The organism is Providencia alcalifaciens (assembly GCF_915403165.1).
GTDB lineage: Bacteria > Pseudomonadota > Gammaproteobacteria > Enterobacterales > Enterobacteriaceae > Providencia > Providencia alcalifaciens_C.
Map to the genome: position 1 here is coordinate 259,906 of NZ_OU659204.1, position 25,741 is coordinate 285,646.

General features: G+C 43.6%; 25 protein-coding genes. 15 read left to right on the top strand and 10 right to left on the bottom strand.

Annotated elements, in window-relative coordinates; genetic code table 11:
• Nucleotides 1–9: 9 nt before the first annotated feature.
• From feoB to LDO73_RS01145, 3 genes are all read right to left on the bottom strand, one after another.
• Nucleotides 10–2,328, bottom strand: a complete 2,319-nt coding sequence (feoB, locus tag LDO73_RS01135; RefSeq protein WP_224059825.1) for a Fe(2+) transporter permease subunit FeoB — start codon at nt 2,326–2,328, stop codon at nt 10–12.
• Between the two features lie 54 nt (nt 2,329–2,382).
• Complete coding sequence (gene feoA, locus LDO73_RS01140) at nt 2,383–2,613, bottom strand: ferrous iron transporter A (protein ID WP_036948447.1); 231 nt, start codon at nt 2,611–2,613, stop codon at nt 2,383–2,385.
• 448 nt (nt 2,614–3,061) lie between these two features.
• Nucleotides 3,062–5,404 carry a Tex family protein gene (locus LDO73_RS01145; protein ID WP_224059826.1) on the bottom strand — a complete coding sequence of 781 codons (2,343 nt, stop codon included), beginning with the start codon at nt 5,402–5,404 and terminating at the stop codon, nt 3,062–3,064.
• Between the two features lie 162 nt (nt 5,405–5,566).
• Here LDO73_RS01145 and greB point away from each other — a divergent pair, with 162 nt between their 5' ends.
• The 14 genes from greB to hemN all read left to right on the top strand — a co-directional run bounded on the left by greB (nt 5,567) and on the right by hemN (nt 20,070).
• Nucleotides 5,567–6,052 (top strand): transcription elongation factor GreB, encoded by a 486-nt coding sequence (greB, locus tag LDO73_RS01150; protein WP_224059827.1) that lies wholly within the window; start codon nt 5,567–5,569, stop codon nt 6,050–6,052.
• A 114-nt stretch (nt 6,053–6,166) separates the two neighbouring features.
• The gene (gene ompR, locus LDO73_RS01155; RefSeq protein WP_036948456.1) at nt 6,167–6,886 is read left to right on the top strand and encodes a two-component system response regulator OmpR; all 720 of its coding nucleotides are present in this window, start codon (nt 6,167–6,169) and stop codon (nt 6,884–6,886) included.
• Nucleotides 6,883–8,214 (top strand): two-component system sensor histidine kinase EnvZ, encoded by a 1,332-nt coding sequence (envZ, locus tag LDO73_RS01160; RefSeq protein WP_036948459.1) that lies wholly within the window; start codon nt 6,883–6,885, stop codon nt 8,212–8,214. The genes ompR and envZ overlap by 4 nt, the downstream gene beginning before the upstream one ends.
• Before the next feature lie 499 nt (nt 8,215–8,713).
• A complete protein-coding gene (pstS, locus tag LDO73_RS01165) occupies nt 8,714–9,757 on the top strand; it encodes a phosphate ABC transporter substrate-binding protein PstS (RefSeq protein ID WP_224059828.1) in 1,044 nt (347 codons plus the stop codon).
• A 111-nt stretch (nt 9,758–9,868) separates the two neighbouring features.
• Nucleotides 9,869–10,825 (top strand): phosphate ABC transporter permease PstC, encoded by a 957-nt coding sequence (gene pstC, locus LDO73_RS01170; RefSeq protein ID WP_036948465.1) that lies wholly within the window; start codon nt 9,869–9,871, stop codon nt 10,823–10,825.
• Between the two features lies 1 nt (nt 10,826).
• Nucleotides 10,827–11,708, top strand: a complete 882-nt coding sequence (pstA, locus tag LDO73_RS01175) for a phosphate ABC transporter permease PstA (protein WP_224059829.1) — start codon at nt 10,827–10,829, stop codon at nt 11,706–11,708.
• A 38-nt stretch (nt 11,709–11,746) separates the two neighbouring features.
• Entirely contained in the window at nt 11,747–12,523 is a 777-nt protein-coding gene (gene pstB / locus LDO73_RS01180; RefSeq protein WP_154602252.1) for a phosphate ABC transporter ATP-binding protein PstB, read from the top strand.
• A 13-nt stretch (nt 12,524–12,536) separates the two neighbouring features.
• On the top strand, nt 12,537–13,268 hold the full coding sequence (phoU, locus tag LDO73_RS01185) for a phosphate signaling complex protein PhoU (RefSeq protein WP_006663093.1): 732 nt from the start codon (nt 12,537–12,539) through the stop codon (nt 13,266–13,268).
• Nucleotides 13,269–13,508: 240 nt separating this feature from the next.
• A complete protein-coding gene (locus LDO73_RS01190; RefSeq protein WP_036948477.1) occupies nt 13,509–14,348 on the top strand; it encodes an ABC transporter substrate-binding protein in 840 nt (279 codons plus the stop codon).
• Nucleotides 14,349–14,422: 74 nt separating this feature from the next.
• A complete protein-coding gene (locus LDO73_RS01195; RefSeq protein ID WP_224059830.1) occupies nt 14,423–15,175 on the top strand; it encodes an amino acid ABC transporter permease in 753 nt (250 codons plus the stop codon).
• Between the two features lies 1 nt (nt 15,176).
• Entirely contained in the window at nt 15,177–15,929 is a 753-nt protein-coding gene (locus LDO73_RS01200) for an amino acid ABC transporter permease (RefSeq protein ID WP_224059831.1), read from the top strand.
• A 226-nt stretch (nt 15,930–16,155) separates the two neighbouring features.
• Nucleotides 16,156–17,490, top strand: a complete 1,335-nt coding sequence (locus LDO73_RS01205; protein ID WP_224059832.1) for an NCS2 family permease — start codon at nt 16,156–16,158, stop codon at nt 17,488–17,490.
• Between the two features lie 472 nt (nt 17,491–17,962).
• Nucleotides 17,963–18,481: a Der GTPase-activating protein YihI gene (yihI, locus tag LDO73_RS01210; protein WP_224059833.1), complete on the top strand. Its 519-nt coding sequence runs from the start codon at nt 17,963–17,965 to the stop codon at nt 18,479–18,481.
• Between the two features lie 215 nt (nt 18,482–18,696).
• Nucleotides 18,697–20,070, top strand: a complete 1,374-nt coding sequence (gene hemN / locus LDO73_RS01215) for an oxygen-independent coproporphyrinogen III oxidase (protein ID WP_224059834.1) — start codon at nt 18,697–18,699, stop codon at nt 20,068–20,070.
• Between the two features lie 325 nt (nt 20,071–20,395).
• Here hemN and ampC read toward each other — a convergent pair whose 3' ends face one another.
• Nucleotides 20,396–21,538, bottom strand: coding sequence for a class C beta-lactamase (gene ampC / locus LDO73_RS01220; protein WP_224059835.1), 1,143 nt, complete (start codon nt 21,536–21,538; stop codon nt 20,396–20,398).
• A 153-nt stretch (nt 21,539–21,691) separates the two neighbouring features.
• On the opposite strand from ampC, the gene LDO73_RS01225 reads away from it, so the two are divergent.
• The gene (locus LDO73_RS01225) at nt 21,692–22,582 is read left to right on the top strand and encodes a LysR family transcriptional regulator (protein ID WP_224059836.1); all 891 of its coding nucleotides are present in this window, start codon (nt 21,692–21,694) and stop codon (nt 22,580–22,582) included.
• Nucleotides 22,583–22,651: 69 nt separating this feature from the next.
• On the opposite strand, the gene LDO73_RS01230 is transcribed toward LDO73_RS01225, so the two are convergent.
• From LDO73_RS01230 to LDO73_RS01255, 6 genes are all read right to left on the bottom strand, one after another.
• Nucleotides 22,652–22,939 carry a helix-turn-helix domain-containing protein gene (locus tag LDO73_RS01230; RefSeq protein WP_224059837.1) on the bottom strand — a complete coding sequence of 96 codons (288 nt, stop codon included), beginning with the start codon at nt 22,937–22,939 and terminating at the stop codon, nt 22,652–22,654.
• Nucleotides 22,940–23,016: 77 nt separating this feature from the next.
• Nucleotides 23,017–23,244, bottom strand: coding sequence for a helix-turn-helix domain-containing protein (locus LDO73_RS01235; RefSeq protein WP_112835936.1), 228 nt, complete (start codon nt 23,242–23,244; stop codon nt 23,017–23,019).
• 202 nt (nt 23,245–23,446) lie between these two features.
• Nucleotides 23,447–23,704 (bottom strand): helix-turn-helix domain-containing protein, encoded by a 258-nt coding sequence (locus LDO73_RS01240; RefSeq protein ID WP_224059838.1) that lies wholly within the window; start codon nt 23,702–23,704, stop codon nt 23,447–23,449.
• A 39-nt stretch (nt 23,705–23,743) separates the two neighbouring features.
• On the bottom strand, nt 23,744–24,238 hold the full coding sequence (locus tag LDO73_RS01245; protein ID WP_224059839.1) for a fimbrial protein: 495 nt from the start codon (nt 24,236–24,238) through the stop codon (nt 23,744–23,746).
• A gap of 10 nt (nt 24,239–24,248) precedes the next feature.
• Nucleotides 24,249–24,755 (bottom strand): fimbrial protein, encoded by a 507-nt coding sequence (locus LDO73_RS01250; protein ID WP_224059840.1) that lies wholly within the window; start codon nt 24,753–24,755, stop codon nt 24,249–24,251.
• Nucleotides 24,756–24,764: 9 nt separating this feature from the next.
• Nucleotides 24,765–25,736 carry a fimbrial protein gene (locus tag LDO73_RS01255; RefSeq protein WP_224059841.1) on the bottom strand — a complete coding sequence of 324 codons (972 nt, stop codon included), beginning with the start codon at nt 25,734–25,736 and terminating at the stop codon, nt 24,765–24,767.
• Nucleotides 25,737–25,741 lie beyond the last annotated feature (5 nt).

The following is a 25,741-nucleotide window of genomic DNA, read 5'->3' on the forward strand; positions in this document are numbered from 1 at the left end:
GTATTTTCCTTAGTGGCAACTGTTGTTTGAACAACCAGAACACTGTTGCGCTGTTTTGGATTTAATATTGAACGTCACACGACTGCGCATACGGCGTAGGAAGGTGATGAGTGCAATATTAAACAGCAGCACAGCACCAATAGTGATCAAGCTGCTTTGTGGATGTTCGCTAAATGTGGCTGTTTGATAGAACAGCGCTGCAAGGCTATAAGCAACGTTTAATCCCCACAGAATAGAGAATGTCATCCAGCTTTTGTTGGTTTCACGGGCGATTGCTCCCATCACTGACACACAAGGCACATACAGCAGCACAAAGATTAAGTAACTATAAGCTGCGATATCTGAACCAAATTTCGCCGCCATGGTACCCATGGAACCTGTTGCCATCTCAGCATCACCCATACTCGCTTCGATTGGGTTAGATAATGCACTGATGGAGAATGTCTGTTTTAAGCTATCCCATGTATCTGTGACTGCCGCGCCTAACTCATCGAGCAGGTCAAAAGAGTCGGCATCGAAAGGTTCGCTGGTGATCGCCTCGGCGGTGTACAGGGTATTTAATGTCCCAACTACCACTTCTTTAGCCATCGCACCCGTGATCAAACCGACAGTCGCTTGCCAGTTATCATTGTGCACGCCGATAGGCTGTAATACTGGGGTGATCACTTTACTGACGGAGGCCAGCGCAGAGTCATTGATGTTGTCCACAGGTTTGCCGGAGAACGAAAAGCTGTTTAGCGCGCCGATAAAAATACTCGCGACAACAATCACTTTACCAGCACGGATCACGAAGCCTTTTAAACGCTGCCAAGTTTGGATGAGCAATGTTTTTGCATGAGGTACATGGTAGACCGGCAGTTCCATCACAAACGGAGAAGCTTCACCACGCATCAAGGTATGTTTCAGTAGCAGGCCTGTTAGGATTGCCACGACAATACCGAGAATGTAGAGAGAGAATACGACGCTTGCGCCATTTTTACCAAAAAACGCTGCTGCGAATACTGCGAAGATAGCTAAGCGAGCACCGCAGGACATAAACGGTGCCATAAGCACTGTGATCAAGCGCTCACGAGGTGCATCTAAGGTGCGTGCGCCCATGATGGAAGGCACGTTACAACCGAAGCCAACAATCAAAGGAACAAAGGATTTACCCGGTAAACCAAGCGCTTGCATGAGTCTATCCATAACGAAAGCCGCTCGAGCCATATAGCCAGAGTCTTCCAAGATAGATAAAAACAGGTACATCATACCGATTTGTGGCACCAGCGGTAGGACAGTATTGATACCGCCACCGACACCTTGAGCAAGGAAAACGGTCAACCAATCAGGGAAGTTTGCAGTTGCGCCAATCCATTGAATACCATGAATAAAGATAGCCTCAGACGCCCCTTCAAAGAACGGTTGTAAAGCACCACCGATATTGATAGCAAGGACGAACATTAGATACATCACGAACAAGAAAATTGGCACGCCAAGCCAGCGGTTCAAGATAAATTTATCCAGCGCTTGAGTGAGTTTATTCGGCTCAGCGGCACTGTTATTAATCGCGGCGTCACAAATTGAGGCAATGGATTGATAGCGAGCATCTGCAATGAGCAACTCAGGTTCTTCTTGCAAGGTCTCTTTGAGTTTAAGGCGAGTTTCAGCAAATACTTGCTCAGAGATATCAGCCCGCTGGCGGCTATAAATATCGCCTTCTAAAATTTGGAGAGCTAACCAACGGCGCTGCTGCTGACTAAATTGCTGAGCAGAAATTTGTTCTGAAAGCATATCCACGGTTTGTAACAGTTGTGGCGGATATTGCACTAGGGCTTGTTGGTTGTTTTGAGGATGGCTATCAATCGCTTGCTTGAGCTGTTCAAGGCCTGTTGCTCGGGTAGAGACCATTGGAATAACAGGGCAGCCGAGCTGCTTTTCGAGCTGTTTAACATCGATATCGATATGTTGGCTTTTGGCAATATCCAACATGTTCAGTGCGACGATGCAGGGAACACCTAGCTCAACAAGCTGCAATGTCAGATATAAATTGCGCTCGAGGTTTGAAGCATCCACCACGTTGATCAACATGTCGGCTTCACCACTTAAAATAAAGTAGCAGGCGATTTGCTCATCGAGGGAGGTTTGCTCTGAGATAGTCGTAAGGGAATAAGTACCTGGTAAATCAACAAGTTCAATCTTGTGTTCAGGTGTGTGGAAGCGCCCAACTTTACGTTCGACGGTCACTCCTGCCCAGTTACCGACGCGCTGACGTGACCCTGTTAACTGGTTAAACAAGGTTGTTTTACCTGCGTTAGGGTTGCCAATAAGGCCGATAGTTAATGGTTTCATAGTGTATGCCAGTCGTGAAAATGAAAATCTTTATTGGAATTAATCCAAAAATAATTAGTTCGCTTGAGCTTCATCTAAGTTAATGAGAGCTAAATCTTTTTTGCGTAATACTAAGCTGACGCGATGAGTTTCAATTTGCACGGGATCACCAAACGGCGCTACGCGCACAACTTTGAACACTGAGCCTGGAAGCAGACCAAGGGAAAGCAGTTTTTGGCGATAGGCCGGGCTTATCTCTGGTGAAAAGCCAAGTATTTTATAACTGCATTGAGGAAGTATGGACATAGTACCTTCCAATCATGGTTTATTCTGTTGATTTAACATGAAAATAACGATGTTAAATTACAGAGAGTGTTATTAAGAATAATATTGATAATTATTATTATAAAAGTGGTTATCTTTAAAAGAAATAGGATGGCAGATAAAATTAAATCTAATTAACAATGAGAATCATAATCATCTACCATGGTTATATTTAGCCTCTTTTTCGGGCAATATTAAATGATGTGGATCAAAAAGGGATTTAGTTGGTGGAGTTTTTTAAAACTAAAATGCAGATGTTAGTATTGTTAATTAATATAATTAAATAAGACAATATGCGGATAATAAATTGAATTAGTTATTTAATTTATTTTTATAAGAAAAATGGAAGATGTTTAAATTAAATACTGAGAGATGATTAAATGCATTTTAATAAATGCCCTTACCGATGAAACGGCAAGGGCATCATGTCTTAGCGCTTTTTACCAAAAGCAGCAGCCAGTGCATCACTCATCGCACTGTTGCTAGATGCCGCAGAGTTAGATGATGAATTACCTCGCGCATTCCCTCGTGAAGCAGGGGCTTTGCGGGTATTTCTATCTTGCGCTGGAGCCGCACTGCGAGGTGCGCTGCTACCTTCACCCGCTTGTTCATCTAAACGCATAGTGAGCGCAATACGCTTACGAGCAATATCCACATCCAGCACTTTGACTTTCACAATGTCGCCAGTTTTGACGACTTTGTGAGGATCTTCAACGTAGCTGTTTGAAAGGGAAGAAATATGCACCAAACCATCTTGATGAACACCGATATCCACAAATGCCCCGAAGTTAGTGACGTTAGTCACTGCACCTTCTAAGATCATGCCGGTCGTTAAGTCATTCATCGTTTCAATACCGTCAGCAAAGGTTGCCGTTTTAAACTCAGGGCGTGGGTCACGACCCGGTTTTTCCAGCTCTTTGATGATGTCTGTGACGGTAGGAACCCCAAACTGTTCGGTGGTAAATTCACGCGGACTCAAACCGTTCAATATCTGTGAATTGCCCATAATTTCTTTGAGTGGCTGGCGCACGGCTTCAAGGATTTTTTCAACAATTGGGTAGGCTTCTGGGTGAACCGTTGAGGCATCCAGTGGGTTATCCCCATTGGTGATACGCAAGAAACCCGCGCACTGTTCAAAGGCTTTTGGTCCTAAGCGAGCGACTTTAAGTAACTGTTTTCTGTCATTGAATTGACCATTCGAATCACGCCAATCGACAACGTTCTGCGCGATCATTTTGCTCAACCCTGCAACACGGGTGAGTAGCGCAACAGAGGCAGTGTTCAAGTCTACGCCGACGGAGTTTACGCAATCTTCAACGACCGCATCTAACTTACGGGCTAGCTGAGTTTGGCTGACATCATGTTGATACTGGCCAACACCGATAGATTTCGGGTCGATTTTCACCAGTTCAGCCAGCGGGTCTTGTAAGCGGCGAGCAATAGAAACTGCACCACGCAAAGAGACGTCTAAGTCAGGAAATTCTAATGCTGCCAGCTCAGAAGCAGAATAAACAGAGGCACCAGCTTCACTGACAATCACTTTCTGTGCTGTGACTGCTGGGAACTGTTTTTGCACTTCAGCAAAGAAGCGCTCCGTTTCTCGTGATGCGGTTCCATTACCAATCGCGACCAGCTCGACGTGGTATTTTTGACATAATGCGGCAACGATAGTGGCAGCTTTGGCTGCCTGACCTGTGTGTGGGTAAATAGTATCTGTTGCCATTACTTTACCCGTCGCATCAACGACCGCTACTTTTACTCCAGTACGTAAACCTGGGTCGAGGCCCATAGTGGTACGCATACCCGCAGGAGCCGCCATCAATAAATCACTGAGATTACGGGCGAATACGTTAATCGCTTCTTCTTCCGCTTTCTCGCGCAGGGCGCTCATGATTTCGGTTTCTAAGTGCAGTAACACTTTGACTCGCCAAGTCCAGCTGATGACGGCTTTACGCCATTGGTCAGCGGGAGCATTGTTTAAACGCACATCTAAATGGCGAGTAATAATTTCTTCGCAATAGCTCTCTTTTGGCGGCTCTTCAAACTGAGGGTCACAGTTGAGGGATAACTGCAAAATACCTTCATTGCGACCACGAAACATGGCCAAAGCGCGGTGCGAAGGAACTTGAGCAACCGGTTCATGGTGATCAAAATAGTCGCTAAATTTTACGCCTTCAGTCTGTTTACCATCAGCAACAACAGAAACAATGTGCGCATTCTTCCAAATATAGTCGCGAACTTTCGCTAATAAGGAAGCATCTTCGGCGAAACGCTCCATTAAAATGTAGCGAGCACCATCTAAAGCAGCTTTGGTATCGGCTACACCTTTATCCGCGTCAACATAGCGTTGTGCAAGTGTATCCGGTGATTGGCTTGGATCGTTCCACAGCGTATCAGCTAAGGGTTCTAAGCCCGCTTCGATTGCAATTTGCCCACGAGTACGGCGCTTTGGTTTGTAGGGGAGGTAAAGGTCTTCGAGTTCGGTTTTATTCAGCGTTGTATTGATGGCAGAAGCGAGTTCTGGAGTAAGCTTACCTTGTTCGTCAATGGATTTTAGAATGGTTTGCTTACGGTCGTTTAACTCTCTCAAATACCCTAAACGGCTCTCTAGCTGACGCAGCTGAGTGTCATCCAATCCCCCCGTAACCTCTTTACGGTAGCGGGCGATAAATGGGACGGTATTGCCTTCATCCAATAATGTAATGGCTGAAAACACCTGTTTCGGTTGGGCTTGTAGTTCGGCCGCAATAATTTGGCTTAGAGTTTCATTCATGTCGTGTTTAAATACCTACTCAAAGAACAGTGAAAATAGACTGCACAGTTATACTTGCTGGTAGACAGAATTGCCAGACAGAATTTTTGCCTAGTGGTAGGCAAGTCGCAGATTATATTTTATAAAATATTATAATTATCCGATTTATATACCTTTAATGAGATGAATAAGAGCCTTTTAATTACCCGTGAAGGATGGGACGCTTTAGACAAAGAACTTAAATATCTTTGGAGAGAAGAGCGCCCACGAGTGACACAGTCCGTCTCTGAAGCCGCAGCCCAGGGGGATCGTTCCGAAAACGCAGAATATATCTACGGTAAAAAACGGCTACGGGAAATAGACCGCCGTATTCGTTTTTTATCCAAAAGGTTGGATCAGCTTAGAATTGTTGAACCCGACCCTCGACAAGAGGGGCGTGTGTTTTTTGGCGCATGGGTTAAGCTTGAAGATGATAATGAAAATATCAGAATTTTCCGGTTAGTGGGGGCGGATGAATTTGATCCTGCTAAGCAGTGGATTTCTATCGATTCACCAGTGGCTCGCGCATTAATTGGCAAGCAGGTTGATGATGAAGTGGTCGTCACAACGCCGGGCGGAAAAGTCACGTACGTTGTGCTAGAAATTAGCTATAAGCCATTAATCAGTTAACGAGTAAAATGATTCATTAAAGTTAGTGTTAATGGTAAATTACTGGCATGAATATTATTTTTGTTACTTTCATCAGCAGAATAATTCTAAAATTCCACACTTTGGGGGCTATAAATGCAGGAAAGTTATAAAGTTCTTGTCGTCGATGATGATATGCGTTTACGTGCTCTGCTTGAACGTTACCTCACCGAGCAGGGTTTTCAGGTAAGAAGTGCAGCGAATGCTGAACAGATGGACAGGATCCTAACGCGGGAATCTATTCATTTAATCGTATTGGACTTAATGCTTCCTGGGGAAGATGGCTTATCCATTTGCCGTCGTTTACGTAGTCAAAACAACCCAATTCCAATCATTATGGTCACCGCGAAAGGCGAAGAAGTTGACCGTATTGTGGGCTTAGAAATTGGTGCGGATGACTATATCCCTAAACCGTTTAACCCTCGTGAACTGTTAGCGCGTATTCGTGCGGTGCTGCGTCGCCAAGCGAATGAGTTACCAGGTGCACCATCGCAAGATGATGCCGTCATCACTTTTGGTAAATTTAAACTTAACCTCGGAACCCGTGAAATGTTCCAAGGCGAAGAAAATATGCCATTAACCAGTGGTGAGTTTGCGGTGTTGAAAGTATTAGTTTCTTATCCACGCGAACCATTATCTCGTGACAAGCTGATGAGTTTGGCTCGAGGTCGTGAATACAGTGCGATGGAACGTTCTATCGACGTTCAAATCTCACGCTTACGCCGTATGATTGAAGAAGATCCTGCGCACCCACGTTACATTCAAACCGTTTGGGGCTTAGGTTACGTATTTGTTCCAGATGGAAGCAAAGCATGAAGCGACTGAGGTTCTCACGACGTAGTACATTTTCTCGCTCGTTATTTTTGTTTGTCGCGCTCCTGTTCGCAAGCCTTGTGACCAGCTACATGGTTGTATTGAATTTTGTTGTGATGCCAAGCTTACAGCAGTTCAATAAAGTGCTTGCCTATGAAGTGCGTACATTGATGACAGAGAAAATGGTTCTACAAGATGGAACCTCAGTGCGAGTCTCTCCCGCATTACGTAAAAAAATCTACAATGAGCTCGGTATTACCTTTTACGCCCATTCAGCGGCGATGGAAGAGGGATTAAACTGGGCAAAAGAGTATGATTTTCTAAGTGAAAACATGTCGGAATACTTAGGTGGCAAGGCCAGCGTGCATCTGGAACTTGGGCGTGAGTATCCGATATTGTGGTTAACATCCTACCTAGCACCAGATATTTGGGTGCGCGTTCCACTCACCGAAATCGGTCAAAATCAGTTTTCTCAAGTTTTCCGCTATACACTCACGGTCTTCCTCACTATCTTTGCGGGGGTTTGGCTCTATATTCGCTATCAAAACAAGCCATTATTAGAGCTGGAATATCACGCGGGTGAGGTCGGTAAGGGGCATGTTATGCCACCGATGCAAGAGAAAGGTGCCACAGAGGTTCGCGCGGCTATTCGCTCGTTCAACCATATGGCGGCAGGGATAAAATCCCTCGAAAATGACCGTACAGTATTAATGGCAGGGGTCAGTCATGACCTTCGAACGCCACTAACCCGCATTCGTCTCGCGACGGAAATGATGGGGCCTGAAGATGGCTATCTCGCTGAATCTATCAACAAAGATATTGAAGAGTGCGACGCAATCATCGGTCAATTCATGTCTTACCTGAAAACAGGGCAAGAGATGGATATGGAGTTCTGCGACCTTAACGCTATTCTCAACGAAGCTGTTGTTGCTGAAACCAACGTCGTGGGTGAAATTGAAACCAATTTAGTCCCAGGGCCGGTGATGTTCAACGGTAACCATCTTGCTATCAAACGCGCAATTACCAACATGATAGTCAACGCTTATCGCTACGGAAATGGCTGGATCAAAGTCAGCAGTGGTAAAAACGAAGATTACGTTTGGTTTCAAGTTGAGGATGACGGCGCAGGGATCAAAGAAGAAGACATTCAACGCCTATTCCAGCCATTCGTACAGGGTGAAAAAGCCCGTAGCAACAAAGGTACAGGGCTGGGACTCGCGATAATTCGCAGAATTATTGATGCCCATGAAGGGAACATTGAGATCCATAAAAGCGAGCGCGGCGGGTTTGCTATACGGGCTCTTCTCCCCCTAAAAGAACGTGAAGACTGATATCTCGTCGTATTTCAACTTGTAGGGGTGTTGACTACGCTCAGCTACTCAGGTCACATACTTGTGTATGCTCCCTGAGATATCTTCTCTTGTCGCCTACCTACAAGCTGAAATACTTAGAGATATACTGTGTAGATAGAAAGATAGAAAGATAGAAAGATAGAAAGATAGAAAGATAGAAAGATAGAAAGATAGAAAGATAGAAAGATAGAAAGATAGAAAGAATAAAAGAGAAAGAAATTTTTTCATTTATGACAACATGTCATATTCCAAACGCTAAGCTGTCATATTCATTAATCTTATTTAGTTGATTGAAAAATAAGAAAATAATCATTTTTGTACCCTTCTGCTACACTTAATCATGTCGATAAAATCCGCAAATGTCATAAAACTGTCATAAAGATGACATATTGCCGTAACTCAATTGTCCTATTTTCCCTACCGTGACATACACCCAATAATTTAATACTTGATTATTTCTTACATCCCCGGAGGGATTATGAAAATGATGCGTACCACACTAGCAAGCGTAATGGCAGCAACCTTATCTCTGACTGCAATGTCTTCTTTTGCTGCTACCAGCCTGACCGGAGCTGGCGCGACATTCCCTGCTCCTGTTTATGCGAAGTGGGCAGATACTTATCAGAAAGAAACAGGTAATAAAATTAACTATCAGGGGATCGGTTCTTCTGGTGGTGTAAAACAAATTAATGCGAAAACAGTTGATTTCGGTGCGTCTGATGCGCCATTGACTGATGAAAAACTCAAAGAAGACGGCTTATTCCAATTCCCAACCGTGATTGGTGGCGTGGTTTTAGCGGTAAACGTTAAAGGCATCGAGTCTAATCAACTGGTTCTTGATGGTAAAACTCTGGGCGACATCTACTTAGGCAAAATTGCTAAATGGAATGACCCAGCCATCGCAAAACTGAATCCAAACGTAAAATTACCTGACCAAAACATCGCTGTGGTTCGCCGCTCTGATGGTTCTGGTACCACATTCGTCTTCACAAGCTACTTAGCAAAAGTTAGCTCAAACTGGAAAGATGAAGTGGGTGCAGGTTCAACGGTTAACTGGCCGAAAAACAGCGTAGGTGGTAAAGGTAATGATGGCGTTGCAGCCTTTGTTCAACGTCTGCCAGGCTCTATCGGCTATGTAGAATATGCTTACGCAAAACAGAATAATCTTGCGTATACTAAGCTGATTTCTGCAGATGGTCAGCCAGTTTCACCAACAGGTGAAAGCTTCAGCGCAGCAGCGAAAAAAGTGGATTGGTCCAAATCATTTGCACAAGACCTGACTAACCGTGAAGGCGCTAACGCATGGCCAATTACCTCCACCACATTCATCTTAGTTCACAAGCAACAAGCGGATGCTGAGAAAGGTAAAGCGGTTCTTGATTTCTTCAACTGGGCTTACGACAAAGGCGGTAAACAAGCAGAAGCATTAGATTATGCTGTATTACCTCAAGAAGTTGTGACCGCAGTACGTGCAGCATGGAAAACAGAAGTAAAAGATAGCCAAGGTAAAGCACTGTTCTAAGTGCCCCTCGGGTTGGAAAAGGGTAAGCGGGTGCTGAGGAATAGCTCCCGCTTATTCACCGTAGTAACGTAAGTCCTACTGAAAAGTAGGCATGGAATGAGAACAAAGCGCATGGCCGAAAAAATAACGGCATTCAAAGCCCCTAGTAAATCGGGCGACGTGATTTTTAGTGCATTAGTCAAAATAGCAGCGCTAATCACTCTCCTCATGCTTGGTGGCATTATTATTTCCCTGATTTTCGCATCTTGGCCAAGTATGCAGAAATTCGGGTTTTCGTTTTTGTGGAATAAAGAATGGGATGCGCCAGCAGAACAGTTTGGTGCATTAGTGCCTATCTACGGCACCATCGTCACATCATTAATCGCTCTGATTATCGCCGTACCTGTGAGTTTTGGTATCGCATTATTCTTAACAGAGCTAGCGCCTAACTGGTTAAAACGCCCATTAGGTATTGCGATTGAGCTTCTCGCTGCGATCCCAAGTATTGTTTATGGTATGTGGGGACTGTTTGTCTTCGCACCGTTATTTGCAGAATACTTCCAAGAACCAGTTGGTAATGTCATGTCGAGCATTCCAATTGTTGGCGAGTTATTCACCGGTCCTGCGTTTGGTATCGGTATTCTTGCGGCGGGTATTATCCTCGCCATTATGATCATTCCTTACATCGCCTCAGTAATGCGCGATGTATTTGAACAAACTCCTGTGATGATGAAAGAGTCAGCCTATGGAATTGGCTGTACTACATGGGAAGTAATTTGGAATATCGTTCTGCCTTATACCCGTAATGGGGTGATTGGTGGAGTGATGCTGGGGCTAGGTCGTGCACTGGGAGAAACCATGGCGGTCACCTTCGTCATCGGTAACACATACCAACTCGATAGCCCTTCACTGTTTATGCCGGGTAACAGTATTACCTCCGCGCTGGCGAACGAATTTGCTGAAGCGGAAAGTGGTTTACACACGGCGGCATTGATGGAACTTGGTTTAATTCTGTTTGTGATTACCTTCATCGTTCTGGCGATTTCCAAGCTGATGGTAATGCGCCTTGCTAAGAATGAGGGACGCTAATATGTCGACTTATGAGCCTGTTGTAGTGAATCAAAAAGAGCGCGCACGCCGTCAAGCATGGCGTCGTCAAGTCAACAGAATGGCATTATTAGTCTCCATGCTGACGATGGCATTTGGTCTGTTTTGGTTAGTGTGGATTTTATTCTCCACGGTAACGAAAGGGATTGATGGTATGTCCCTCAATCTGTTTACCGAAATGACACCGCCGCCAAATACAGAAGGCGGTGGTTTGGCGAACGCCATTGTGGGAAGTGGATTGCTTATCTTGTGGGCGACCGTTATCGGAACACCATTAGGGATTTTAGCGGGCATCTACTTAGCGGAATATGGTCGCAAATCGTGGTTAGCTTCGGTGACGCGTTTTATTAACGACATTCTGTTATCTGCGCCTTCAATTGTCGTTGGTCTGTTTGTTTACACCATTGTGGTGGCTCAAGTACAGCATTTCTCAGGTTGGGCTGGCGTGATTGCACTTGCATTACTGCAAATCCCAATTGTTATCCGTACCACTGAGAATATGTTGAAGCTCGTGCCAGATAGCCTGCGTGAAGCGGCATATGCACTGGGCACCCCAAAATGGAAAATGATTTTATCCATTACATTAAAAGCATCTGTATCTGGGATTATTACCGGTATTTTGCTGGCTATCGCGCGTATTGCGGGGGAAACCGCACCGCTGCTGTTCACGTCACTGTCGAACCAATTCTGGAGTACCGACATGAATGAGCCAATTGCTAACTTACCAGTGACTATCTTCAAATTTGCAATGAGTCCGTTCTCTGAATGGCAGCAATTAGCATGGGCAGGGGTTCTCCTTATCACCTTATGTGTCCTGTTAATCAATATCATTGCCCGTGTTGTGTTTGCACAGAAAAAACACTAATCCCAGACGAATAAAAGAATTGATAGAGAGAAGTCACCATGATTAATGCAAACGATATTGCAAACAGTAAAATTAAAGTTCGCGACCTTAACTTCTACTATGGAAAATTCCACGCGCTGAAGAATATCTCTTTAGACATTGAAAAGAACAAAGTGACTGCGTTTATCGGCCCATCAGGTTGTGGTAAATCTACGCTGCTGCGTACATTCAACAAAATGTACGAACTGTATGGTGAGCAACGCGCTGAGGGCGAAATTTTACTTGATGGTCAAAACATTCTGACGGACAAACAAGACATCGCGTTATTACGTGCGAAAGTCGGTATGGTGTTCCAAAAACCAACGCCATTCCCGATGTCTATCTACGACAATATCGCGTTCGGTGTGCGTTTGTTTGAAAAGCTGTCCCGCGTCGAAATGGACGAGCGTGTACAGTGGGCACTGACAAAAGCGGCACTGTGGAATGAAACCAAAGATAAACTTCACCAAAGTGGCTACAGCCTCTCTGGTGGACAGCAACAGCGTCTGTGTATTGCGCGAGGTATCGCCATTCGCCCAGAAGTTCTGTTACTCGATGAGCCATGTTCTGCTCTGGACCCAATCTCAACGGGGCGTATTGAAGAGCTGATCACGGAATTGAAATCAGAATATACCGTAGTGATAGTGACCCACAACATGCAACAAGCGGCACGCTGTTCTGATTACACGGCATTTATGTACTTGGGTGAGTTAGTGGAATTTAACAACACTGACAAGATGTTCACCACCCCAGAAATGAAACAAACTGAAGATTATATTACTGGCCGCTACGGTTGATATGGAGCCGACGATGGATACGCTGAACCACAACAAACATATATCAGGGCAGTTCAATGCTGAACTGGAACATATCCATACTGAGTTGATGACCATGGGAGGGCTAGTTGAAGAACAGCTCACCAAGGCTATCACTGCGATGCATAATCAGGATGAAGCCCTAGCGCGAGAAGTGATTGCCAACGACCACAAAGTTAACATGATGGAAGTGGCAATCGATGAAGAGTGCGTCAAAATCATCGCCAAGCGCCAGCCAACAGCAAGCGACTTGCGTTTGATTATGGCAATCTCAAAAACCATCGCTGAACTGGAAAGAATCGGTGACGTCGCGGATAAAATCTGCCAAACCGCACTGGAAAAATTCTCTCAGCAGCACCAGCCATTATTGGTGAGCTTGGAGTCATTAGGTCGCCATACCGTGCAAATGCTGCATGACGTGCTGGATGCTTTTGCGCGCATGGACTTGGAAGAAGCTATCCGTATTTATCGTGAAGACGAAAAGGTAGACCAAGAGTACGAAGGGATTGTTCGTCAGTTAATGACGTACATGATGGAAGACCCGCGTACCATTCCAAGCGTCTTAACTGCGCTGTTCTGTGCTCGCTCCATTGAGCGTATCGGTGACCGTTGCCAGAATATTTGTGAATTTATTTTCTACTATGTTAAAGGGCAAGATTTCCGCCATGTAGGTGGAGATAGCCTTGAAAAAATGCTGACTAGCTCGAAAGACAGCAACAAAGAGTAATCGCTAAACCACTGAGGTGTTCGCACCTCAGTGTTCATCTTCTTCATTTTCTTCTTGCTCGATAAGAGTCTTAATCTGCAACATTTTAGGGGTCGCTCCGATGGATTTTCACCCCTTTTTTTATGTCTACCCATATTCCAAATTGATATAAATATATTATTTAATATTATTTCAAGTGCTAAGAAATAGTTGATAGCTTGTGATGGTCAATTTACGCAAATTTACCGTTAGGGGCATTCAATGAAAGCACGTTTTCTTACTTCCGCACTTTTAGTTGCAGGTCTGGCGCTAACAGCGAATGTCGCTAGCGCAGATAAATTAGATGATATTAAACAAGCGGGAGTGATCCGCATTTCTGTTTTTGACAGTAATCCCCCATTCGGATTTATTGATCCTAAAACCAAAAAACTTGCTGGCTATGATATCGATATCGCCCAAGCGATTGCTGATGATCTTGGCGTGAAATTAGAGCTGCGTCCAACCAACCCAGCTAACCGCATTCCATTGCTCACATCCGGTAAAGTTGACCTGATTGGTGCCAACTTCACAATTACAGACGAGCGTGCAAAACAGGTGGATTTCTCCATTCCTGATTTTGCGACCGGGCAGAAGTTCATTGCTCGTAAAGGTGTCTTGAAAACCCCTGAAGATATCGCGCCGCTGCGTATTGGTGCAGATAAAGGCACGGTGCAGGAAGTGACTCTGCGTGAACGTTTCCCAAATACCAAAGTGATTTCTTATGATGACACTCCCCAAGCCTTTGCCGCGCTGCGTAATGGCAACGTTCAAGCGATTACCCAAGATGATGCGAAGCTGGTGGGCTTGCTAGGTAATTTGCCAGAAAAAGTGAAAGCAGACTTTGAAATCTCACCGTTTAGCTTAACTAAAGAATATCAAGCGTTAGGCGCGAGCAAAGGGGAAACGCGTTTAATTGAGAACGTGAATGCCACCTTGCTGAAACTGGAGAAAGAAGGCAAAGCGAACGAGATTTATAACCGTTGGTTTGGTCCAGACACCAAAGCGGCACAACCTCGTGGTGAATTCAAATTTGCCCCATTGAGCGAACAGCCTAAATCTTAAGTTAGTCATGTAGTTTAGTGAGAATAAACGCCCCTGCCATGTTGCAGGGGTTGTCAGTTATAGCGAGGCGAAATATGTTCGACAAATTTTTCAGCGGTGACTTCTGGTCTGCGCATTTACTAGCACCACAATACCTTGAGTGGTTTGGCTATGGTTTTTTGCTCACAGTCTGGATCTCGATTTGTACGATCATCGCTGCCACGCTATTAGGGTTTATTGCCGCCTCGGCAAGAGACAGCCAAATCGCGCCGCTACGCTGGTTTGTGACCGTTTATATTTCGATTTTCCGTAATACACCGCTACTAGTGCAACTGTTTTTTTGGTACTTCGCCTCGGGAGAAATTCTCCCTCAATCAGCCATGGAATGGCTGAATACTCCCCATGAAATTGAAATTTTAGGGGTTACATTGGGTTGGCCGTCCTTTGAATTTTTAGCCGGATTTGTCGGTTTAACGTTATACACCGTGCCTTTCATTGCGGAAGAAGTGCGCTCGGGTATCCGAGGAGTGCGGCAAGGACAGAAACAAGCGGCTCTCGCTTTGGGGCTTACCTCATGGCAGTCCATGCGCTTAGTGATTTTACCGCAAGCCGTAAAAATCGCGTTACCGCCGCTGTTAGGGCAATACATGAACGTCGTCAAAAACTCGTCATTAACGATGGCGATCGGGGTGGCAGAGCTCTCTTATGTATCACGTCAAGTAGATAGCCAATCATTACAAACATTTGCTGCATTTGGTTTAGCAACGGTACTGTACATCGCAATCATCGCCTTTATGGAAGGCTGGGGTCAATGGCGACAACAGCGTCAGTTGGCTCAGGGGGTATAAGATGGATTTTTCAGTCATTACAGATAACTGGCAATATTTGCTATTTGGGGCTTACCCTGATGGACCACTGGAAGGAGCCGCTCTAACGCTAATTATGAGCATATTGGCTGGTGCCGCGTCTATTGTCCTCGGCACATTGGGCGGTATTGCGCTGGCGATGCTACGTGGCTTCTGGGTGAATCTATTTGCCGCCGTTTTAGGCTTTTTCCGCGCGATTCCCGTTATCATGTTGATTTTTTGGACTTACTTTCTATTGCCTATTGTCTTCGGAACGGAAATTCCGGGCGTGACGGCAGTGGTGTGTGCATTAGCGCTGATCACCTCAGCCTATTTAGCCCACGGCGTGAAAGCAGGAATTTTAGCTATCAGCCAAGGGCAATGGAACGCCGGGCTTTCTCTCGGATTTAACCGCTGGCAAGTGCTGTGGAATGTGGTGTTACCTCAAGCTTTACGCATGATGGTACCTTCCTTTATTAACCAATGGGTTGCGTTAATTAAAGATACCTCCCTGGCGTATATTGTAGGGGTGGCGGAGCTGTCATTCCTAGCAACACAGGTGAATAACCGTGAAATGATCTACCCGCTGGAAGTATTCCTGTTTGTGGCATTTATCTACTTTGTGATGTGCCTGTCAGTCGAAATTATTGCCAATCAAGTGGCGAAAAAACTCAGTGATAAAAGTGCAGCGCGCAGCCGTTCAGCAAAACGCGGTTGGCTGTTTTGGCGACGTCAAAAGCTGATTGCGCTTTCTTAATCGCACAAAGGCGGCGAAAGCCCCAATGGCGGTGTGACAACCGCCATGTCTCCCTCGATATTCATTTACAGTATCAGTCAGTTAGGAAATGCGACTTATTTAAAATGACGCAATCGTTTTCTTTTGCATCGTTTAGTTGTACCATGAGCCGAAAAAAACTTTTTTTCGTGCCCACCACGCATCCATTGGCAATCTAGGGCATGACATTTCGACAAGGCGCATTTTAATGACTAATCAATCATCTGGCTCCTCGCAATCGCAGGGTCTGTTTCAGCGTGTGTTTAAATTACAAGAACACGGTACCACCGCAAGAACAGAGGTCGTTGCAGGGTTCACCACCTTCCTGACGATGGTATATATCGTTTTTGTTAACCCACAAATTTTGTCTGTAGCTGGTATGGATATCAAAGCGGTATTCGTAACCACCTGTTTAATCGCCGCCCTCGGCAGTATTTTAATGGGCTTACTGGCTAACTTACCTATTGCCGTTGCACCTGCGATGGGGCTAAACGCCTTCTTTGCCTTTGTGGTTGTTGGGGCGATGGGCTATTCATGGCAAGTCGCTATGGGCGCTGTATTCTGGGGCGCAGTTGGATTATTTATTCTGACGTTATTCCGTATTCGTTACTGGATCATCGCCAATATTCCCCTGAGTTTACGAGTGGGGATCACCAGCGGTATCGGTCTGTTTATCGCCATGATGGGACTGAAAAACTCCGGTATTATCGTTGCAAACCCAGATACCTTAGTGTCGATTGGTAACCTAACTCACCATAATGTGTGGCTAGGGGCATTAGGCTTTTTCATTATTGCCATTTTAGCGGCGCGTAATATCCATGCGGCAGTATTGGTGTCTATCGCCGTGACTACGCTGATTGGCTTAGCACTGGGTGATGTGAAATATACGGGCATTTTCTCAATGCCACCAAGCATTAGCAGTGTTGTTGGACAAGTGGACTTTGCTGGTTCACTGGATCTCGCACTTTCTGGGGTTATCTTTGCCTTTATGTTGGTGAACCTGTTTGACTCCTCAGGCACCATGATTGGGGTAACAGACAAAGCAGGTATTACCAACGAGCGCGGGACTTTCCCTCGCATGAAGCAAGCGCTGTATGTAGATAGCTTAAGTTCGGTAGCCGGTTCTGCAATGGGGACTTCGTCCGTAACAGCGTATATCGAAAGTTCTTCAGGGGTATCCGTAGGCGGCCGTACGGGCTTAACCGCGATTGTCGTCGGTGTGTTATTCCTGCTGACTATGTTTATCTCTCCGCTGGCAGGAATGGTTCCAGCCTATGCAACCGCAGGTGCGCTGATTTATGTTGGCGTTCTGATGACTTCAAGCTTAACGCGTGTGAAATGGGATGACTTAACGGAATCCGTTCCAGCGTTTATAACTGCGGTAATGATGCCATTTAGTTTCTCGATTACAGAAGGTATTGCGCTAGGCTTTATCGCGTACTGTGCGATGAAGATTGGTACAGGGCGCTGGCGTGATCTGGGTCTGTGTGTGATCCTTGTAGCAGCGATGTTCTTGTTAAAAATGGTTCTCGTCGACGCCTAATATGCTCGAATGCTCGTCATATTTTGCACTGTAGCAGCGTTGGCTTCGGTTGCTAACCCTAGTCACATACTTATGTATGCTCCTAGGGATTAGCAACTCTTGCCGCCTTGCTACAGCACAAACTATTTAGAGCATTGGAATGCTTAGGCAACTTGAATTATTTAGAATATTACTCAAGATGGTTTTCTGTTTTCTGGCGATACAGCTATTTAGAGCATTGGACAACATAAGCAACTTGAATTATTTAGAATATTGCTCAAGGTGACTCTCTATTTTTAGTACAAGACCCTTCAACGAGCTTCCCTTTTGTTGCTTGCATGCAACTCAAATTATTTAAGGTATAATCATTAAAGTATTGCTGCGAATGCAAAGTGAGATAAAATTCACCTACAATTGCAAAGTAGTGCTTTCACCGCTAAAAGGATCCTGCTAGATTCCGCAGCAGAAACTGATTTTATCAAGGTAGCAAACCATGAATTCACCAAAAAAACCGACCAGCAATCCAAAGAAAAAATACCGTAAGACGAAAGAAGAAATTAACGCGGAAGGTCGTGAGCGTAAGCGCGAGAAAAAACATCGCGGGCATAAGTCTGGTAGCCGTAATCAAGACGAGTCTTCAAATGGTCAAAAAAATGGACAAAATGTTCAGGCTGACCCACGTATTGGCAGTAAAAAACCCATTCCATTAATTGTGGAAGATAACAAGCCAACAGCACGTCCAGTTGTGAAAGAGAAGCCAGTTGCTAAAGAAAAACTGACCCCAGAAAAAGAACTGGAAATGTTGGAAAGTGACGATCGTTTAGATGCGTTATTAGCGCGCTTGGAAGAAGGTGAAACGATTACGGCGCAAGAGCAAAAATATGTTGAAACATGCTTAGACCGTATTGATGAGCTGATGAACACTCTTGGCATTGAATATGCTGAAGAAGAGGGTGATGAAGAGGAAGAAGAGAAATTTGATGACATTATGCGCATCTTAAAAAGTAAATAATTGCCTCTCTATTTGTTCCTCCCGCGGCAGGCGGGAGGAATGCTGCTTAATTTCTCGCCTACCTTCCTTTTCTTTGATGTTGCATCAGATCTGTTTTTCCTAACATCGCTATAATCTTTGCGGTATAGACTCTTTACATAAATAGCTAAAAAATAATCTAAAGAGATATAATTAACAGTGATGCTTTCGAGCTTGTGGTCAATTAAGGAATATCAATGTCAGAGCAAAATATTGTTTGGGATCTCTCTCTCATCCAGAAATATAACTATTCAGGCCCACGTTATACCTCTTATCCAACAGCCTTAGAGTTCAATCAAGACTACAACGAACAGGCTTTTGTTGAGGCAACCCAACGTTATCCTGACCGCCCTTTGTCTCTGTACGTCCATATCCCGTTTTGCCATAAACTGTGCTATTTCTGCGGCTGCAATAAGCTGGTCACTCGCCAAAAACATAAAGCGGATGAGTATTTACAAGTCATTGAAAAAGAAATTATCCAGCGTGCTGCGTTACTTAAAAACCGCACAGTGACTCAAATGCACTGGGGCGGCGGTACACCAACGTATCTAGACAAGGCACAAGTGAGCCATTTAGTTGGCTTGCTGAAAAAACATTTTCATTTTGCACCAGATGCCGAGATGTCCATCGAGGTAGATCCCCGTGAAATAGAACTCGACATGATTGACCATCTGCGCAGCGAAGGCTTTAACCGTCTAAGCATGGGTGTTCAAGATTTTAATAAAGAAGTGCAAGTTCTGGTTAACCGCGAGCAAGATGAAGAGTTTATTTTTGCGCTCATTAAACGTGCCAAAGAGACTGGCTTCACTTCAACCAGTATCGACCTAATTTACGGTTTGCCAAAACAGACCCCCGAAAGCTTCGCGTTTACGTTGAAAAAAGTGGCGGAGCTAGCACCTGATCGTCTAAGCGTTTTCAACTACGCTCATTTGCCGAATTTATTTGCAGCGCAGCGTAAAATCAAAGATGAAGACCTACCAACGGCGGAGCAAAAGCTGGATATCCTGCAAGATACTATCGCAACGCTAACATCCGGCGGTTATCAATTTATTGGTATGGATCATTTTGCTCGCCCAGAAGATGAACTGGCAGTGGCGCAGCGAGAAGGGATTTTACATCGTAATTTCCAAGGCTATACCACCCAAGGGGATTGTGATTTATTAGGATTAGGGGTATCGGCGATTAGCATGCTCGGCGATAACTATGCCCAAAATCAGAAAGATTTAAAAACCTACTACGCGCAAGTGGAAGAAAAAGGCCATGCTCTATGGCGTGGATTAGTGCTAACAGATGACGACTGCCTACGCCGCGATGTAATCAAAACGTTGATCTGTAACTTCCAATTGAGCTTTGCCCAAATTGAAGCGCTCTACCCAATCGATTTCAAAAGCTACTTCAAAGAAGACCTAGAACTGCTCAAACCAATGGCAGAAGATGGGCTGGTGGAAGTCAGTGAGAAGGGAATTAAAGTGACGCCTCAAGGGCGTTTGCTGATCCGCAATGTGTGTATGTGTTTTGATGTTTATCTTAGAAGTCAGATGAGGCAGCGCCAATTCTCCCGCGTCATCTGAATACTCTTCATATTTCGTGCTGTAGCGTTGTTGGCTACGTTCGCTAACCCTAGTCACATACTTGTGTATGCTCCTAGGGCTTAGCTTCTCTTGCCGCCTAGCTACAACACGAACTATTTTGAGTATTAAATTTTCTTTATATTTCGTGCGATAGCTGCGTTGGCTTTATTCGGCTACTCGGGTCACATACTTTTGTATGCTCCCCGAGATATCCGAATTTTGCCGCCTTGCTCTAGCGCGAACTATTTAGAACATTGGATGTTTATTAGATAGTTATCTAAAACACTCCACATCCCACATCCCACACTCTGCATATTCCGCAGGGCTAGTGCTTCACTTTTTCGATCAGCTGGTAGGCGGTGTTGATGCGCTCCGGGATTGGGTACCATTGGTTGGAGAGCAGAACGACGGCGATTTTTTCTTCGGGAATAAATACCGCGTAAGTGGCGAATCCGCCGGTGGAGCCAGTTTTGTTATACAGTGCGCGGGATTCTGGTGGCATTGGTGGCTGAATGGCATCCACTTTTTGCGGTTTAAGCGCCATATCATCACGGTTACCTTGTTGTAACTGGGCGAGTGAAACCGGCCACGGGTAACTTTCCCACATCAAATCTTGCACAAACGAATCCGTCATATATACGCCAGCATGTGTATCTTCCACCGCCTCTTGCCACGGTTTTGCCACGTCGGCCACTTGCAGATTAATATCTAAAAAGTGGATCAAATCCTTCGCATTAGACTTCAAACCATACGCTTCATTATCTAAAATTTGCGGCGTCACACGCACAGGCTGATGCTGCTTGTTATACCCTTGAGCATAATTTTTTTGCTGATTGTGCGGTACCTGTAAATAGGTATGCTTCATGCCCAAAGCCGGTAACATCATCTTTTCCATCGCATCTGGGAATGACTGATTAAGCTGCTTAGCCGTGACCATGCCTAATAAACCTACACCAAGATTGGAGTAAGAACGGTATTCACCGATAGGTTTTACAGGGGACCACTGCTGATAATAATGGATGAGCTCCGCACGGTTAGTCACTGCATCCGGCACAAATAGGGATAAGCCAGAAGTGTGAGTGGCTAAATTCATCACGGTCACTTTATCAAATACGCTGTTTTTTAATTCAGGTAAATAATGGCTGACGGTTTGCGCAAAATCTAACTTACCTTGCCCTTGAGCATAGGCGGCAAGCGTAGCCGTAAAAGTTTTTGATAAAGAACCAATTTCATACAGCGTATTGTTGCTTACTGGCACCTGAGTTTGTTTGGACTGTACGCCATAATGATAAATGAAGTGTTCGCCATCCACTGAAATGGCAACGGACATTCCCGGAATTTGTTGCTGCTTCATCAACGGCTTAATAATGCTGTCCACATCCGATTGCGTTAATGCTGCGCTAGATAATGAGGTAAATGCCAAACTCAGGGCGACAAGCAGCCGTCCGCGACGAAAAAGATTTTTCATACAGATGTCCATTTAAATAAAAGTTTTAGTTATGATGAGTGACAAGTAAAATTGGTCACATACCAAAGGGTGAATGATTCTGGTATCGGAGTATGCGGCTTTTTGGGCATGAGTTAAAACGATATAAAATTCGATGAGGTAAAAGAAAATCTTATGGCTGAAAATGCTCGCTACCGTTTACCCCTCAATGCACTCAGAGCTTTTGAGGCATCTGCGCGCCATCTAAGCTTTACTCGAGCAGGTATGGAGTTAAACGTCACTCAGGCAGCGGTAAGCCAGCAAGTTCGCGCGCTGGAAGAACAATTAGGCTTAGAGCTATTTATTCGTTTGCCAAGAGGATTGGCGCTAACCGATGAAGGGCTGGCATTATTGCCTGTCGTTAGCCGATCTTTCGACCAAATTGAATCATTATTGCAGCAATTCGAAGATGGTCATTATCATGAAGTCCTGAATGTTTCCGTGGTAGGAACCTTTGCAGCGGGCTGGCTATTACCGCGTTTATCGCGTTTTTCCGATCTCTACCCCTATATTGATTTGCGTATTATGACCCACAATAACGTGGTGAACTTAGCTGGGGAAGGGGTTGATTTTGCGATCCGTTTTGGGGAAGGGCTTTGGCCATTAGTGGAAAATACCCCGCTGTTTTCTGCACCGCATACAGTGCTTTGTGCCGAAAAGGTAGCCCATAAAGTTAAGCATCCAAATGATCTACAAAGATTTCCTTTGATGCGTTCTTATCGAAAGGATGAATGGGAAAAATGGTTTTTAGCAGCGAATGTGGAACCGTGGCGTGTGAAAGGACCTGTTTTTGACTCTTCTCGTTTAATGGTGGAAGCCGCTTTACTCATGAACGGTGTCGCCATTGCTCCAAGTTGTATGTTTGAACGGGAGTTAAGTGCAGGGGATTTGGTGCAGCCGTTTGATATTTCCGTGACCCTCGGCGGTTATTGGCTAAGCCGTTTGAAATCCAAGCCGATGACGCCAGCTATGGCGATTTTCCAGCAATGGTTACTTGAAGAGTCTAAAAGTAGAGGGCATTTATAGAGCGATAAATCGGTGCTTAAATCCTGAAGCACCGATTGTGAAATTGGATAAAATATGTGTAATCGGTAATTAGAAAACTATTGATTCGGCGGCATAGTAACTTTTCTTGCCGTCTTGTCTATCTTGCTTATCATTAGTCTTGTTAAATTCAGTAAAAAAATAAATTGGGTCTACTGAGAAAATCAATGAGAATTGGTAAAGTGTATCTACATGTATATTGACTTCACCATTTTCATAGCGTGATAAGTGCTGCTGACTGATCCCCATTAGCTCACTGAGCTTTTTACCACTCATTCCATGAATATCTCTCAGCGCTCTTATTTTTAGACCGACAGATTTTGATATTATTTTCTCCATATCTTTAACTCCTAGATATATTTATTATGAGAGTTACTTATAGGTTATATTTAGATATATAAAATGTATCGAAAGAATTATTTATGATTGATGTCTAATAAGGATTGAATATCAATATTAAAATAATTCGCATATTGGCCTAATCTATCTAAATTAATTCTATTTATCCCCCTTTCGTAGCGTGATTGTTGTTGTTCACTAACACCTATAGTGTTAGCAAGTTCCTTTAATGTAACTCCGTTCATTTTTCGATAATAAATAATTTTACTACCAACCATTGTAGATATGGGATAGTTTTTATTCATATTGAGCCTTCTGGTGAGTAAATTTATAAACTAAAATAAATAAACCTTAATTTAAATGGTTGAAAAAATAGGATAATATCAATGTAGATAACAACCTAGCACTAATTCGTACATGAAACTAGAGTATTAGACTAATAAATAAAGTCTATTTTTCTAAATATTTTGTGGTTTACTGATATTTTGGTTATCATTATTTGATTATTTAAATAGGGTCTTTTTTCATGTTGTTTATTTCCTGCTCACTAATATTAAAAAAATCGATTAAATCGACTCTAAATATTTCAGCATACTGATTAAGGCGATCCAAATTAATGCGATTAATTCCACGTTCATAGCGAGATTGTTGCTGTTCACTAACATTGATTATTTTGGCTATATCATAGAGTGACATACCACTCATTTTTCTATAATAGGTAATTTTCCCACCAATAATTCGGGAGATAGTATAATATTTAGGCATTGTTAACTCCTTTTTTCATCCCCTAATTCGAATCTCACTTTATAGATATATTAATGTAAATTCTAAATGACTTTGAAAATCTCCTGGTGTAAACATTGTTTGAAGAGTAACCATTCTCGCAGATAATGGAATTTCGGCACTTTTTGTGGCGCTATTGATAATAATATCTACAGTACTGCCATTTTTTAGAGTGGCTTTATTGTTTTTTTGTGCCAAATGAAGCAGGCTGCCAGTAGAACTGCCTGTATTCACAAAATAGTTATTATCAGTACTATCTGGCGTTCCACTAACACTGAATTTGGCACTTTTAGTTGATACGGGACAATCAATGAGTTTGATAGAGAAATCGACCCATGGGCTTTGGGCTGGGTTACGATAATTCCAGCGATTTATCTTACCTAATGCCACGTTATAACTGGTATTCTCAATTTTGCAGGGCATAACTACCACATTGCCATGCACGTAGATATTGACGCTTTGAGCCATCACTGGTAGAGCCAATAATCCCAGAAAAATGAATAAAATTTTTTTCATAATCAGTCTCTTATAAATAAGTGATAGTGGCTGTAATATTGGCTGATAAGGTGCCTGCTGTACCATTACCGAGGGAAGAAAATGCCCGTGTGCGTAGGGGTACACTCACTAAGGGCTTCCCGTTGGTGGGAACCGTTAGCACCTTGGCATTACCCAGCGGTGTTGCTCCATCGCCGCTTTGCAATTGAATGGCAATATTGGTCGCTGTGCCACTATTTTTATACAGGCTTGCGACATCGGCATTATCGGCGGTACCAGTAAAAGAGAGCTTTACGTTATTAATAAATGAGGAGCAATCTTTTAATTCAATGGTAAAAGGTTTCCAATCCGAGGCTTTCGTCCCACTATAAAAGGTATCTAGCGGAATTGTGGTCAAATCGACATCTAAATTATTACCCGTTGATAAATTACAGGTTGCTGCTTTTATATTTCCCGTAAATTTTAAATACACAGTATCTGCCGCATAAGCCGTTATCGAGATATTTAAGAATAGTAAGGTAAGCAGTAATTTTTTCATTTTAAACCTCTATTCATAGCGAATATTAACAGTAGCATTGGCATTGGCTGTACCCGGTGTAATTGCTGCTGCAGTTTTAATATAACGGGCTTTCCAACCAAAAATATAATCTGTTTGGGTCACACCACCTTGCTGAGTAAATTCTTGATTTAACACAATAGGCGTTCCGGCATTATTTAATAATTGAATTGCAACTCCAGTCGCCTTATTTGCACCAGTTAAACCTAATCGGCCATTTGCCGCATTATCGATCGTATCTGAGGTTACGGTAACTTTAATATTGGAGCCAGAGAGGCAACTTAAAGCAATAGGAATATTAACCATACCTTGTGTATCATTAATATTTTTAAATTGAGTGTCATACCAATCTCCCATATTAATATTGTATGTGTTTTGATTATTTTTTAATGAACAGCTAAGAACATTAATTTTTATTGTGTTAGCTGGCATATTTAATGTTGTTAAATACCAAGTGCCACTTGGTGTTGTATTAGTTTGAGTTAATTGTGCAATCGCACCAGAGCGTATGGAGCCTGTTGATGTGACTTGGCCTGTTTTCTTTATAGTTATAAACCATACCGTATCAAATATTTGCCAAGGCATTTTGCCAGGAGTACCTGGACCAAAAGTCGCATTAAAATTACCAATTGCGGCGGTGGTAACCACAAGACCTATTCCTGAAATATTGCTAGGCGCTATTTGGGCTGAGTTTGGTGCCCAACCATTCATATAATTACCTTTTAGGTATGAAGTACCACATTCACCATCTTGGTTGGCATATGTATTAGCGCCATTTAAATATCTAATGGATATTGTTTCAAGATCTCGTTGCCCTAAGTCATCATATTGTATGTTGTAGGTTCTTGGAGGAACACCGATTTGAATATTGCTAAAGCTTGAATTTTGAATACATGCGGCACTCAGATATCCTGAATATAAATATCCTAGTATTAATATGGATTTAATTATTAATTTTTTCATTTTAC

What these genes read in the sequence shown, in the direction of transcription:
- LDO73_RS01200 (WP_224059831.1), top strand. Translation starts at nt 15,177, where the DNA reads ATGGATTTTTCAGTCATTACAGATAACTGGCAATATTTGCTATTTGGG.
- LDO73_RS01145 (WP_224059826.1), bottom strand. Translation starts at nt 5,404, where the DNA reads ATGAATGAAACTCTAAGCCAAATTATTGCGGCCGAACTACAAGCCCAA.
- greB (WP_224059827.1), top strand. Translation starts at nt 5,567, where the DNA reads ATGAATAAGAGCCTTTTAATTACCCGTGAAGGATGGGACGCTTTAGAC.
- pstS (WP_224059828.1), top strand. Translation starts at nt 8,714, where the DNA reads ATGAAAATGATGCGTACCACACTAGCAAGCGTAATGGCAGCAACCTTA.
- pstB (WP_154602252.1), top strand. Translation starts at nt 11,747, where the DNA reads ATGATTAATGCAAACGATATTGCAAACAGTAAAATTAAAGTTCGCGAC.
- LDO73_RS01255 (WP_224059841.1), bottom strand. Translation starts at nt 25,736, where the DNA reads ATGAAAAAATTAATAATTAAATCCATATTAATACTAGGATATTTATAT.
- LDO73_RS01195 (WP_224059830.1), top strand. Translation starts at nt 14,423, where the DNA reads ATGTTCGACAAATTTTTCAGCGGTGACTTCTGGTCTGCGCATTTACTA.
- LDO73_RS01250 (WP_224059840.1), bottom strand. Translation starts at nt 24,755, where the DNA reads ATGAAAAAATTACTGCTTACCTTACTATTCTTAAATATCTCGATAACG.
- LDO73_RS01225 (WP_224059836.1), top strand. Translation starts at nt 21,692, where the DNA reads ATGGCTGAAAATGCTCGCTACCGTTTACCCCTCAATGCACTCAGAGCT.
- LDO73_RS01190 (WP_036948477.1), top strand. Translation starts at nt 13,509, where the DNA reads ATGAAAGCACGTTTTCTTACTTCCGCACTTTTAGTTGCAGGTCTGGCG.
- LDO73_RS01240 (WP_224059838.1), bottom strand. Translation starts at nt 23,704, where the DNA reads ATGCCTAAATATTATACTATCTCCCGAATTATTGGTGGGAAAATTACC.
- LDO73_RS01235 (WP_112835936.1), bottom strand. Translation starts at nt 23,244, where the DNA reads ATGAATAAAAACTATCCCATATCTACAATGGTTGGTAGTAAAATTATT.
- pstA (WP_224059829.1), top strand. Translation starts at nt 10,827, where the DNA reads ATGTCGACTTATGAGCCTGTTGTAGTGAATCAAAAAGAGCGCGCACGC.
- envZ (WP_036948459.1), top strand. Translation starts at nt 6,883, where the DNA reads ATGAAGCGACTGAGGTTCTCACGACGTAGTACATTTTCTCGCTCGTTA.
- feoB (WP_224059825.1), bottom strand. Translation starts at nt 2,328, where the DNA reads ATGAAACCATTAACTATCGGCCTTATTGGCAACCCTAACGCAGGTAAA.
- ampC (WP_224059835.1), bottom strand. Translation starts at nt 21,538, where the DNA reads ATGAAAAATCTTTTTCGTCGCGGACGGCTGCTTGTCGCCCTGAGTTTG.
- LDO73_RS01205 (WP_224059832.1), top strand. Translation starts at nt 16,156, where the DNA reads ATGACTAATCAATCATCTGGCTCCTCGCAATCGCAGGGTCTGTTTCAG.
- yihI (WP_224059833.1), top strand. Translation starts at nt 17,963, where the DNA reads ATGAATTCACCAAAAAAACCGACCAGCAATCCAAAGAAAAAATACCGT.
- pstC (WP_036948465.1), top strand. Translation starts at nt 9,869, where the DNA reads ATGGCCGAAAAAATAACGGCATTCAAAGCCCCTAGTAAATCGGGCGAC.
- ompR (WP_036948456.1), top strand. Translation starts at nt 6,167, where the DNA reads ATGCAGGAAAGTTATAAAGTTCTTGTCGTCGATGATGATATGCGTTTA.
- feoA (WP_036948447.1), bottom strand. Translation starts at nt 2,613, where the DNA reads ATGTCCATACTTCCTCAATGCAGTTATAAAATACTTGGCTTTTCACCA.
- LDO73_RS01245 (WP_224059839.1), bottom strand. Translation starts at nt 24,238, where the DNA reads ATGAAAAAAATTTTATTCATTTTTCTGGGATTATTGGCTCTACCAGTG.
- hemN (WP_224059834.1), top strand. Translation starts at nt 18,697, where the DNA reads ATGTCAGAGCAAAATATTGTTTGGGATCTCTCTCTCATCCAGAAATAT.
- LDO73_RS01230 (WP_224059837.1), bottom strand. Translation starts at nt 22,939, where the DNA reads ATGGAGAAAATAATATCAAAATCTGTCGGTCTAAAAATAAGAGCGCTG.
- phoU (WP_006663093.1), top strand. Translation starts at nt 12,537, where the DNA reads ATGGATACGCTGAACCACAACAAACATATATCAGGGCAGTTCAATGCT.